The sequence below is a fragment of the Campylobacter sp. genome (genome assembly GCF_017646085.1).
Classification (GTDB): Bacteria; Campylobacterota; Campylobacteria; order Campylobacterales; family Campylobacteraceae; genus Campylobacter.
This window is the reverse complement of the sequence record NZ_JAGCNF010000109.1, coordinates 1-12,562: the sequence shown is the minus strand read 5'-3', so window position 1 is coordinate 12,562 and position 12,562 is coordinate 1. Positions and strand designations below refer to the sequence as shown.

Genomic DNA, 12,562 nt, shown 5'->3' with positions numbered 1-12,562 from the left:
CATCCCAAAAAGCATTGGATAATATAGTGCTTTATTAGATTTTAAATTTCCCATTTTAAATATATTTTGCTCGTGATGAAGCGCAATAATAATCGCTCCAGCACTCAAAAATAGTAATGCCTTAAAAAAGCCATGTGTAAATAGATGATACATTGCTGCTCCTGAGCTATAACTAAGCGCTGCAAACATATATCCTAGCTGACTCATTGTAGAGTAGGCTAAGATTTTTTTAATATCAGTAGCCTTTGTAGCAATAATCCCAGCAAATAACGCTCCAGCTGCACCAATTCCAGCTAAAACCTCAACTGGCATAGTAAGTCCAGCAAATAAGAAATCAAATCTTACAACCATATAAACCCCAGCTGTAACCATTGTCGCAGCGTGGATTAAGGCTGAAATTGGCGTTGGGCCAGCCATCGCATCAGGTAGCCAAGTATATAGAGGAATTTGAGCTGATTTAGCCAAAGCACCAGCAATAAAACAAAACGCTATAAATATAGCCGTAGCTGGCTCTAGGATGATTTGGCTTAAACCGATGTAATCAAATTTAATTCCGCTACTAGCAAGATATAAAACAATAAGTCCAATTAAAAAGCCAAAATCACCAATTCTATTTAAAATAAAAGCTTTGTTTCCTGCTTTGACATTTTCTTTATCGTCAAAATAAAAAGCAATTAGCAAATATGAACAAACGCCAACGCCCTCCCAGCCAACAAACATTAAAATTGGATTATTAGCTAGTACCAAAATCAGCATCGAAGCTAAAAATAAATTCATATAGCAAAAGAATTTTCCAAAGCCCTCATCACCATCCATATATCCTATAGAATATAGATGTATAAGCATTCCAAGAAAGGCCACAAATAACCCCATTACTAAGCTAAGGCTATCTAAATAAAAACCAATATTTATACTAAATCCAGCAATATCTAGCCAACTAAATAGTTCTAAATTTAAACTATTACCATAGCTTTGGGCAAATAACAATGCCATCGCAACAAAACTAGCTACAGGTCCAGCCATTCCCAAAAAAGCAAAAAAGCCTTGAGAGAGTCCAAGCCCATTTCTAGCAAGATATAAAACTCCAAGAAGCAAACTACCAATAATTGGTGCCAAAATTAAGATATTAACTAGCATTACTATCCTTTAACTCTTTAAAGCTATCTATATTTAGGCTCTGTTTTGTCTTATGTAGTAGCGTAATAAGCGCTAGACCAAAGCTTGCTTCAGCCGCAGCTATAGCAATTACTAACATCACAATAACTTGTCCATCTAAATTTAAATTCACTCTAGCAAATATAGCAAAAAGCAAAGCAACAGCATTTAGCATCAGCTCAATAGACATAAATATCGTAAAAATATTCTTACGCAAAATAACACCAAAAATTCCGATCACAAAGAGCAAAATTGCTACAAATATATAATTCTCAACCATTACTTTTGCCTTTTAAAATCGCCACAACTCCAACTAAAGCAGTAGTTAAAAGTAGCGATATCATCTCAAAACTAAACCCCCAATTAAAAAATAGATACTTTCCAAGTGGAGCAATCTGCCCAAATCCTTCAGGCACTACAACAAAATCACCAGGCATCATAGCAAGCTCATAAGCTAAAAACCCAAAAACTACTAATGGTAAAGCAGCTTGAAGCATCTGAGCAAAGCTAAATTTAGCCCATAAACTATCAGCCTTAATATTAAAAAACATCATAACAAAAACAGATAAAACCATAATAGCGCCAGCATATACTACTATTTGTATTAAAAATAGCGTTTGAGCATATAGCAAAAGATATAACCCTGCAATAGCCACAAGTGAAACAATCATAGCAAGTGCCCCGTGAATTGGCGCTTTAAAGCTAATTAATCCCAAAGCTCCTAAAATCGCTAAAAATGAGAAGTTAATAAATAAAAAATTCTCCATCAAAAATCTCCTCTTTTTCTACTGCTTAACTCATTAATATCGCTTATAAAATCCTCTCTACTACCCCCAACCTTAGTAAATATGCCACTATCCATTCTAATAGCATCCTTAGGACAAGCCTCCACACAAAGCCCACAAAATACACACTCTAAAAGATCTATATTAAATACCTTAGGCGCCTTTTCTTTGCTTCCTTCTACCTCGCAAGCTTCGATATATATACACTTAGCCGGACAAGCAGTAGCGCACATATCGCAGGCTACGCATTTTAGCTCACCACTTTCATTTTTAGTTAGACGGTGAAGGCCACGATATCTAGGCGTGATATCCTCTGGTTTTTGTTCAGGATATTCTAAAAATTCAATATTTTTTGTATTTAGCAAATTTCTAATAAAATGCTTAAATGTTCTAGCCATTCCAGCGATTATATAACATATATAAATTCGCTCTAAAAACGGCATCTTTTTTCGTTCGATTTTTTTTACCTTAATTGCCATAGACTACCACCAATGCTGTAATTATAATATTTAAAATCGCTAGCGGCATAAGCTTTTCCCAGCCTAGACGCTGAATTTGGTCATATCTAAATCTAGGAAGAGTCCATCTAACCCAGATAAAAACTAGTAGCATTATAAATGTTTTTACCGCAAATACCATTAAATTCACAGCAGTTGCTACAACCTCAGCACCAAATCCACCAAGAGTTCCATTATAAAAGTATAGACAAATTATATCTACTGCTGCAACTATTGCAAATGTTAAAGCATAATATAATTTATTTTCTCTTTTTCTATAATCTTTAGCAACTCTATATCTAGTGATATTATTTTTACTTACCCAATAAGCAAAGACTACCCCAAAAATAGTAGTAATCCCAGCTATGCAAAGTAGCACAATATCATAATTTGCCACTAAGTCTGCCTGAGATAGATATGGAAGCGAATACCCGCCAAAAAATATAGTAACAACTAACGCACACATAGCCGTCATCGCAATATACTCAGCCATAAAAAACATAGCAAAGCTCATAGCACTATACTCTAGATGATATCCAGCAACAATTTCACTCTCACCTTCAGCTAGGTCAAATGGGGCTCTATTTGTCTCAGCAAATGCACAAACTATAAATATAATTGCTGCTAATGGCTGAAGAAATATCCCCCACGCAGGAAGTCCAAAAATTGAGCCTTGCTGAGCTACGACAAAGTCATTTAGATTAATTGAATTATATGTAAGAATCATACTAACAACTGCAAGCCCTAAAGGAATTTCATAGCTTATTGCTCCACTTGCAGCGCGCAAAGAACCAAGAAGTGAATATTTATTATTAGAACTCCAGCCAGCTAGCATAATGCCATAAATGCTAAGGCTAGCAAATCCTAAATACCATAACAATCCACCATCAAATGGAATAGCTTGCATAAGATACTTAACTCCATCAATAGTAAAATACTCACTAAAAGGAATCACTGCTAAAGTAAGAGTACTCATCAAAAATAACACCATCGGAGCGATAGTAAAAAGAGTCTTAGAACGAATAGCTGCTGGTGTAAAATCCTCTTTTATAGCTAGTTTTAATGCATCAGCTAAAGCTTGCACAAGCCCACCAAGCCTAATCCCGGCAATATGCGCCCTGTTTGGCCCTGGGCGATCTTGGATAAAGGCTGAGACCTTTCGCTCTAAAAGCACCAAAACTGGTATCAAAGCCAAAACAAATATAAGAATAAACACAATTCTAAATATAATTAGCCAAATTTCACTCATACAAATGCCTTTAATATCTCTGTATCAAATTCTACCTTTTGTCCTATTAACTCACTTACTATATCGCATATTTTTGGGCTTACTGGCTCAAATGCACCCTTGCTAAATCTTAATTTTTCATCTATATTTAATGTATGTCCATCTCTATGATAGCTACTAGCACAGACTATATCGGCATCTTGATTTGAGCCAATCTTAATCACATTATCAAATTCAAATTTAGACGCAAATTCAAAATCTTTACCAAGGTGGAATATTAGTAAATTCTTAGATTTTTTATTTAAATTCTTACTTATTCCAAGCTTTAAAAGCCCTACACGGTTAGCAGTTTTATTAGGTACTCGAAGTTTTAAACCAATTTCATCTTTAAAACTCTCATCGCTAAAATCACTAAATCCATATAACCCCATATTAAATTTACTAGCCATTTCCTTAATTGCACTCATCTCCTCTAAGCTTAGAGAGCTTGAAACTAAGATATCGTATCTTTGGCCATTGCTTCTAATATCTAAAGCAAGAGATGAAATTTTAGCACTATCATCACGCTTAATTATCTGCTCATTTTTGTAACTATAGCGTCCATAATCACAAATAAAATAACCATTTACGCTATTTTCTCTAGGGCGAAATCTATAGATTATACTATCTTGATATTTAGCTTTATTGCTATCAACCCAGATCGCACAGCCTCTTTCGCATCCTTGACATATTGCTGGAGTTTTTTGGAGATGCCATACACGTTTTTTAAATCTAAAATCAGCCGAAGTCATCGCTCCAACAGGACAAACATCTACAATATTGCCAGCATATGGATTATCGATCTTGCGACCATTCATTAGCATTATATGGCTATGTTCGCCTCTTCCTCCTACAGCTAGTTCATAACTTTGTGAACAAAGCTGGGTAAATCTAACACAACGCCTACACAATACACATCTTTCAGCATCATGAATTACTCCAGCGCCAAAATCCTCTCTTTTATATTTTCGCACCTTATCAGCTAGACTTACTTTTGAATCTTGCTTATCAAATTTCATATAATACTCTTGCAAATCGCACTCACCGGCTTGATCGCACACAGGACAATCAAGCGGATGATTGATAAACTCAAGTTCTAAAATTCCACGCTGTACGGCTCTGGTTAGTTCACTATTTATCTTGATTTCCATACCCTCTTTAATCGGGGTATCACAAGCGATTTGTGGGCGTTTTTGACCTACTACTTCTATTAGGCACATTCTGCAGTTACCGCTTACCCCAAGCGCTTCATGGTAGCAAAAGTGCGGAATTTCAATATTATGCTTTTTTAGCTCAGTGATTAGGTTGCCCTTTTCATTGACGCTTATTTTTTCTCCATCTACAATAATCTCTACCATATATTAATCCTTACAAAGCGCTAAAAACTCATCTTCAAATTTAGTTATAAACCCAATAATAACATCTTTAACAGCTGGGGCAAATACGCAAATTGTCTTACCATCAAGCATAAAACAGATATCTTTTAGCATTTTTAAATCTTTTTTGCTTCCATGTCCATTACAAATTCGCTCCACAACTCTCATTCCCCAACCGCATCCCTCACGACAAGGTGTGCATTGTCCACAACTCTCTTCAGTATAAAACTCAAGCAAATTTAAAAGGACTTGTGGCATACTTACGCTATCATCAAATACCATCATACCGCCAGTACCAAGAGCGCTTTTATACTCCCATAGATTTTCATAATCTAAAGTAGCCTTCATAACCTCATCTTTGGTCAATACTGCAGCTGATGAGCCACCTGGAATTACAGCTTTTAACTCCCTATTTTTCCATACTCCACCGCCAAATTCATTTATAAAATCAATCATTTTAGTACCAAAAGGCATCTCTTTTACGCATGGAGTATTAACACAACCTGTAACTGCAAATAGCAAGGTTCCAGGTGATTTTTCTGTGCCTACACTTCGATATTTTTCCCAGCCATTTTTAACTATAAAAGGTACGCTTGCAATTGTTTCGACATTATTTACCACGCACGCACTACCAAATAAAAAATCTGGCTCAGCTCTATTGTGTGGTTTTAGCCTTGGATGTCCTCTTTTGCCTTCAATGCTTTCTAAAAGCGCGCTTTTTTCCCCACAAATATAAGCCCCAGCCCCTTTGCAAACTATAATATCTAAACCGCGTCTTTCATCTTTAGACTCATTAATTGCTCTTTGAATGCTTTGTAGTTCTCTTTCATATTCACCTCTTATATAGATATAGGCTCGCTCAGCGCCAAGAGCATAAGCTGAGATTATAATTCCTTCGATTAATAGGTGAGGATCAAGATTAAAAATATACTTATCTTTACAAGTTCCTGGCTCGCTCTCATCACCATTTACTACAAGATAACGCTTATTGCTTGGCCATGCAATCATATTTTTCCATTTTGTGCCACAGTGGCCACCACCGCCACCTTTACCTCTTAATCCACTTTTATCAATTGCATCTACAATATCCATTCTAGGCATTTTTAAGATTTCATCTAAATTCGCATATGCTCCATTAGCTTTAGCTACTTCTATTTTATTGGCACCAGATATATCAAATCTACTACTAACGACTTGCATTTTCTCTCCTTAGCCTATCTATTAACTCTGTTATACTCTCTTTGGTTAGATCGCTAACTTGTTCTAGATTACATAGCATACATGGCGCCTTTTCGCAATACCCAAGACACTCACTCTCTCCAAGACTAAAAAGCCCATCGCTAGTTGTCTCTCCCATCTTAATGCCTAGCAACTCCTCTGCAGCTTTTATAACCTCATCACTACCTCTTAATTTACAGGTAATAGTTTTACAAAATTTTAACTCATATTTCCCTTTTGCAGATTCATTAAACATAGAGTAAAAACCCATAACTTCAGCAAAAAATATAGCCTTAATACCAAGGGTTTTTTCTAAATATAATATATCTTCAGAGTTTATAAATCCTTGTCTTCTTTGCAAAATCCAAAGAGCTGGCAACACTAGCGCTCTATCATCATCTACTTTAGTTCTAAGTTCATCTAAACGTTCAAGCTCATCTTTTGTAAATTTAAAACTCATCTATCTAGCTCCCCAGCAATTATATTTATGCTACCTAAATTTAAGATACTATCAGCAATCAATCCGCCTCTAACCATATCACTAAACGCATTTAGCGCATAAAAACACGGCGGGCGAAGCTTAAGGCGATATGGCATAGTCCCACCATCGCTAACAATAAAAAATCCTAGCTCACCATTTCCGCCCTCGCTCGCACCATAATAATGCCCCACAGGAAGCTTAATCCCATCAAAAATAAGCTTAAAGTGATTAATAAGAGCTTCGATATTTCCATATACTTCACTCTTTGGCGGGAGCATTATATCTTTATCTTTTATGCAGATATCTCCATTTGGAATTCTTTTAATAGCTTGGCGAATAATAGCAATGCTTTCTTTCATCTCATAAAATCTTACAAACATTCTATCATGAATATCGCCACAGCTTCCAACTGGAACACTAAAATCAAAGCTATCATAATAGTAATATGGTTTATCTTTTCTTAAGTCATAATCCACACCGCTAGCCCTTAAATTTGGACCAGTAAAACCATAACTTAAAGCATCTTTGGCACTAATTTTACAAATATTTTGAACTCTATCTAAGAAAATTCTATTTTTCTCAACTAGTGTTAGCGTATCATCAAGGCCCTTTTCAACCTCTTTTAAATAGCCCAAAAGCTCACTTTGCCAACCATCATAAAAATCATGAGCCATTCCACCGATTCTAGCAAATGAGTTAGTAAATCTAGCTCCAGTAAGGCGAGATAAAAAATTATAAATTTTCTCTCTAGGATTATATAGATACCAGTAATTTGTCAATGCGCCCATATCTACAAACATAGCTCCCAAACAAACCTCATGGTCTATAATGCGAGCTAACTCTCCTAAAATTACACGCATAAAAATTGCCCTATCAGGAATATTTACACCTAAAATATCCTCTATAGCTTTAGCATATCCAACATTATTTAACATAGCTGAACAGTAATTTAGCCTATCAGTATATGGTATTATCTGAGCATATGTATGAGTCTCGCATGACTTCTCAAATCCTCTATGTAAATATCCCATTTCAGTTACACATGCTGCAATTTTCTCTCCATCGAGCGCCATAAAATTACGAATCGTCCCATGGGTTGCAGGGTGAGATGGGCCAATATTTAAGAATGTATATTTGATTTTAAACTCATCATTTTCTTCGCTAGCTAATCCAAGTGCTAAAAGCTGATCTCTCATCTCATCAACTAAGCTATCGCTTTGAGTAAGAATTTGATATTTATCTATTGGATAATCTTTTCTTAATGGATGACCTATAAATTCTTTATGATTTAAAATACGTCTTAAATTTGGATGATTATCAAATTTAACACCATATTGATCATAACACTCTCTCTCAGCCCAATTTGCACTTTTATAAATTTGACTAATGCTTGCTATGCTCTCACTCTCATCAAGATCAACTTGAATAATAAAATTACTACCCTTTAAAGAGCTAAAGATATAATAAAGGCTAAATCTTTTTGGCTTATTTAAATTTAAATTATCTACACATGCAATATCTGCTAAAAGCTCAAATTTCATCTCATTACGGACGAATTTAACAGCCTCTAAAATTTGCGCTTTATCAATTACTGCTGTTGTGATTTTATTAGATTCTGACGCCTTAGCGCTAAATTTAGATATAAAACTACTAAGCATCTAAAAGTCCTTTAAAATCCTTATGGCGATCCTTTATACTGCCAGCTTTAATTTTTTGCTGAATAGCTAAAATCGCATCAATTATCGCCTCAGGGCGTGGTGGACAGCCGCTTATATACGCATCTACTGGTATTATTTGATCTATGCCTTGTAGGGTTGTGTAATTATCATAAAATCCACCACTACTAGCACACGCACCCATACTTACAACCCATTTTGGCTCGCACATTTGATCATATATCTCTTTTAAAATTGGAGCTTGTTTAAATGATATTGTCCCAGCTACTATCATAAGATCAGCTTGGCGTGGTGAAAATCTCATAACCTCTGCCCCAAAACGACTTAAATCATGCTTAGACGATACAGCACTCATAAACTCAATAGCACAACACGCCGTTCCAAAAATCATTGGCCAAAGTGAATTTGACCTCCCCCAGTTAAAAAGCGCATCTAATCTGGTTAAAATTAGATCGTTTTTTACTAAATTTTCTATTCCCATCTTAGTATCTTCTTTTTATAAATATAGTATAACCCAACAAGCAAGATGCCCATAAATACAAACATCTCAACCAAAGCATAAACCCCAAGCTCTCTAAGGCTAACCGCCCACGGATACATAAAAACAGCTTCAATATCAAATATTACAAATACAATTGCAACTAAGTAATATTTGACATTTATGCTTGAGTTTATCCCACCATAATAATTTACAATCCCGCTCTCATAAATTCTATCTTTTGAACTATTGCTTTTGCCGTTTGGACCAATTTTTTTAGTAAAATAAAAGGCCACGCATAGTGCTAAAATGATAAAAACATAGAGATACAGACTCCATACAAGATTACTCTCCAAAGCTTTTTCCTTAAAATTTACTCAAAATTTATTTAGCGGGATTCTATCTAAAATATCACTAGTTAATCAATATTATATATAAATTAATTTTTTATTTAAGGAATTGATTAATAAATTTTATTATTTGTAAGTTTTAGACTAAATTAATTAATTATATAAATATAAATTTAAAGTCTTAAAGCCTATAAATAGGGAGTTTTAACAATTACTTATATAATACTTAAATAATATTATTAGTATTTTAATTTGGGATTTATTTGCTTATAGATATAAAAATTTGAATTCATCCAAAAATCAATACCAAATAGATAATTTAAAAATTAAATTTAAAGTCCAAAAGCCTATAAATATAGTAAATTTATTAATAATATCTCATTGATGTGTAAATTCGTAACATAATTTAATTTTATATTTCTAATTTATACACTTTCTAATATATTTTTTTACAAATATGCTACAATCGCAAAATCAAAATAATTTTAATCCGGAGGTAGCATGAATAAAAAAGTGCTAAGTATAGTTATCTGGGCAGCAGTTGTGTTTTTAGCTGTGCTTGGATTTGCTAAACTGACTATAGATAGAGGTGAGACAGTAAATGCCCTATGGTTTGTAGTCGCAGCTGTATGTATCTACTCTATAGCATACAGATTTTACGCTAAATACATAGCTCAAAAGGTTTTAGGACTAGATGATAACAGAGCCACTCCAGCAGTCGTTAAAAATGATGGCCGTGACTTTGTTCCAACTAACAAGATAGTTCTATTTGGCCACCATTTTGCAGCGATTGCTGGAGCTGGACCGCTAGTTGGACCAATTCTAGCAGCACAAATGGGTTATCTACCAGGTATGATCTGGCTTGTTGTAGGTGTTGTTATTGCTGGTGCAGTACACGACTTTGTGGTACTATGGCTATCAACTAGACGCGATGGCAAAAGTCTTGGTGAAATGATCAAGCTAGAGCTTGGTAAGGGCGTTGGAACTGTAGCAATGATTGGAATTTTAGGCATTATGATGCTTATTGTTGCGATTCTTGCGCTTGTTGTTGTAAATGCTTTGGCTGAGTCTCCATGGGGTCTATTTACTATAGCTATGACACTACCAATTGCGATTGTAATGGGCATTTGGATGAGATTTATCCGCCCAGGTAGAATCGGTGAGGCTTCTATATTTGGCTTTATTATGCTTATGCTTGCACTTTGGGGTGGCCACTATGTAGCTGCTGATCCATATTGGGCAGATGTATTTACTATATCTCCAGTAAATCTAGCATTTATTACAATTGGATATGGTTTTGTAGCGGCAATCTTGCCAGTATGGTTGCTTTTAGCTCCTAGAGACTATCTATCTACATTCTTAAAAATTGGCGTTATATTTGCAATGGCTTTAGTTATTGTATATCTTGGAATTGGTGATTTTGCTGGCAATCAAAATATTCAAGTAGCAATGCCAATGGTAACTAAATTTACAGATGGTACTGGCCCTGTATTTGCTGGTAAATTATTCCCATTCTTATTTATTACAATTGCTTGTGGAGCTATTAGCGGTTTTCACGCTCTAATCTCTAGTGGTACATCACCAAAAATGCTAGAAAAAGAGACTCACGCTAAAATGGTGGGCTATGGCTCAATGCTTATGGAATCAGCTGTTGGTGTAATGGCACTAATCGCAGCTATTATAATCACTCCAGATCTATACTTTGCTATTAATGTCGCCCCTGCTGGCCTAGGTACGGCTGAGGCTATATCAGCAGCTAGAAGTGCTGGTGAGGTATTTGGGGTATTCCAAGGCGAAGCAAGTCAAAGCTACTTAGCAGGTATCAAGGCTGCTGCTGCTAGCATCAATGCATTTGCTGGAGATATTATCAAAATTACTCCAGAAATGATAGAGCAAAATATTTTAGCATTTACTAAAGAGGTTGGCGAACCAAGCATTCTAAGTAGAACTGGTGGTGCTCCTACATTTGCTCTTGGTTTTGCAGTACTAATTTCTAAAATGCCAAGTCTTGAAGGTACAATGGCGTTTTGGTATCACTTTGCTATTTTATTTGAGGCACTATTTATCCTTACAGCAGTTGATGCTGGTACAAGAGCTGGAAGATTTATGGTACAAGATGTTCTAGGTAACTTCTACAAACCAATGGCAAACATCAGCTCAGTTCCAATGGGTTTAATAGCAACTCTTTTATGTGTAGCTGGCTGGGGCTCTATCCTTTATATGGGTATCACCGATCCAACAGGTGGTGTTAAGGCGCTATGGACACTATTTGGCGTGAGCAATCAGCTTCTAGCAGGTATTGCATTGCTACTGGCTGTAAGTGTTCTATTTAAAATGAAACGAGGAAAACTAGCATGGGTTGTAGTCCTTCCAGTTGCTTGGGTTTTAATCTCTACAATGAGCGCAGGAGTTCAAAAGCTACTTCCAGCTAATGGCGAGAGAGTTCACGACTCAGTAAGCCATGTGGCTGCATATCAAAATAATAGCAAAAAAGCAGCTGAGCTAATGGCAAAAATCGACTCTGGCACTCTTGATGATGCTCAGCTAGTAGCAACTGAAAAAGCATATAAGGCAGCCAACCAAGTAGCTAGAAATAACTTAATTAATGCTATCTTATGTGCTGTATTTATGGGTATTACTATAATAGTATTAATCGCTACACTAAGAGTAGTAGCTAGAGCTATAAGTGGTAAAGAACAGCTAATTCCACTAGCTGAATCGCCATATTTAAAAGCTAAAGACTACGAAGGCAAAGCTGGATGCGGTAGTCACCATTGCGGATGCGCTCATTAAGGAGCTGATGATGCAAATTTTGAGCAAAATAGCAGCATTTTACAAAAGAATCGATAGGTTTTCCCACTTGCTAGTGGGAATGCCTAGCTATGATAAATATGTAGAATATATGCAAAAATTTCACCCAAATCAATCTCCTTTAAGCCAAAGAGAGTTTTTTAAAGAGGCTTTAGAAAAAAAATATGGAGCCGGTAGCTCAAAATGCTGCTAAACCTGCCTACACTTGTAGGTAGGGTTTTCTTACTATAAATTATTATTTTATAACATTTTATCAATACAAATCACTACAACAAAGACTCAATCTTATTAAATTTAGTTTGATATGCAAACCTTAACTTACATTTATATATTATTTGATTTTTACTTGTGATTTATTACCACAAAGATACAATAACTCTATAATACAAACGCTATTAGCAGCGATGTATTTGCAAAATTATTTTAGTATTTTTATGTTAATTTATGCTGTATTAGAGATTGTAGCGT

13 protein-coding genes are annotated in these 12,562 nt (G+C 35.4%); 2 read left to right on the top strand and 11 right to left on the bottom strand.

Going from position 1 to position 12,562, the window contains the following annotated elements:
* From J6V67_RS05960 to J6V67_RS05910, 11 genes are all read right to left on the bottom strand, one after another.
* The coding region (locus tag J6V67_RS05960) for an NADH-quinone oxidoreductase subunit L (protein ID WP_291860170.1) at positions 1–1,137 on the bottom strand (1,137 nt) is incomplete at its 3' end.
* Positions 1,127–1,435 carry an NADH-quinone oxidoreductase subunit NuoK gene (gene nuoK / locus J6V67_RS05955; protein WP_086247479.1) on the bottom strand — a complete coding sequence of 103 codons (309 nt, stop codon included), beginning with the start codon at positions 1,433–1,435 and terminating at the stop codon, positions 1,127–1,129. The genes J6V67_RS05960 and nuoK, both read right to left, overlap by 11 nt.
* Entirely contained in the window at positions 1,428–1,922 is a 495-nt protein-coding gene (locus J6V67_RS05950; RefSeq protein ID WP_291860167.1) for an NADH-quinone oxidoreductase subunit J, read from the bottom strand. Before J6V67_RS05950 ends, nuoK begins: the two co-directional genes overlap by 8 nt.
* Positions 1,922–2,419 carry an NADH-quinone oxidoreductase subunit I gene (locus J6V67_RS05945; RefSeq protein ID WP_291860164.1) on the bottom strand — a complete coding sequence of 166 codons (498 nt, stop codon included), beginning with the start codon at positions 2,417–2,419 and terminating at the stop codon, positions 1,922–1,924. The genes J6V67_RS05950 and J6V67_RS05945 overlap by 1 nt, the downstream gene beginning before the upstream one ends.
* Positions 2,409–3,686: a complex I subunit 1 family protein gene (locus J6V67_RS05940; RefSeq protein WP_291860161.1), complete on the bottom strand. Its 1,278-nt coding sequence runs from the start codon at positions 3,684–3,686 to the stop codon at positions 2,409–2,411. Before J6V67_RS05940 ends, J6V67_RS05945 begins: the two co-directional genes overlap by 11 nt.
* The gene (locus tag J6V67_RS05935) at positions 3,683–5,062 is read right to left on the bottom strand and encodes a 2Fe-2S iron-sulfur cluster-binding protein (RefSeq protein ID WP_291860158.1); all 1,380 of its coding nucleotides are present in this window, start codon (positions 5,060–5,062) and stop codon (positions 3,683–3,685) included. The genes J6V67_RS05940 and J6V67_RS05935 overlap by 4 nt, the downstream gene beginning before the upstream one ends.
* A 3-nt stretch (positions 5,063–5,065) precedes the next feature.
* Entirely contained in the window at positions 5,066–6,280 is a 1,215-nt protein-coding gene (gene nuoF, locus J6V67_RS05930; RefSeq protein ID WP_291860155.1) for an NADH-quinone oxidoreductase subunit NuoF, read from the bottom strand.
* The gene (locus tag J6V67_RS05925) at positions 6,267–6,758 is read right to left on the bottom strand and encodes an NAD(P)H-dependent oxidoreductase subunit E (protein WP_291860152.1); all 492 of its coding nucleotides are present in this window, start codon (positions 6,756–6,758) and stop codon (positions 6,267–6,269) included. The genes nuoF and J6V67_RS05925 overlap by 14 nt, the downstream gene beginning before the upstream one ends.
* The gene (locus J6V67_RS05920) at positions 6,755–8,437 is read right to left on the bottom strand and encodes an NADH-quinone oxidoreductase subunit D (protein ID WP_291860149.1); all 1,683 of its coding nucleotides are present in this window, start codon (positions 8,435–8,437) and stop codon (positions 6,755–6,757) included. The genes J6V67_RS05925 and J6V67_RS05920 overlap by 4 nt, the downstream gene beginning before the upstream one ends.
* Positions 8,430–8,936, bottom strand: coding sequence for an NADH-quinone oxidoreductase subunit B (locus J6V67_RS05915; protein ID WP_291860145.1), 507 nt, complete (start codon positions 8,934–8,936; stop codon positions 8,430–8,432). Before J6V67_RS05915 ends, J6V67_RS05920 begins: the two co-directional genes overlap by 8 nt.
* The gene (locus J6V67_RS05910) at positions 8,927–9,289 is read right to left on the bottom strand and encodes an NADH-quinone oxidoreductase subunit A (protein WP_086249138.1); all 363 of its coding nucleotides are present in this window, start codon (positions 9,287–9,289) and stop codon (positions 8,927–8,929) included. Before J6V67_RS05910 ends, J6V67_RS05915 begins: the two co-directional genes overlap by 10 nt.
* A gap of 495 nt (positions 9,290–9,784) precedes the next feature.
* On the opposite strand from J6V67_RS05910, the gene J6V67_RS05905 reads away from it, so the two are divergent.
* Positions 9,785–12,076, top strand: coding sequence for a carbon starvation CstA family protein (locus J6V67_RS05905; RefSeq protein ID WP_291860137.1), 2,292 nt, complete (start codon positions 9,785–9,787; stop codon positions 12,074–12,076).
* Between the two features lie 7 nt (positions 12,077–12,083).
* Positions 12,084–12,287 (top strand): KCU-star family selenoprotein, encoded by a 204-nt coding sequence (gene kcuS / locus J6V67_RS05900; protein WP_291860134.1) that lies wholly within the window; start codon positions 12,084–12,086, stop codon positions 12,285–12,287.
* Positions 12,288–12,562 lie beyond the last annotated feature (275 nt).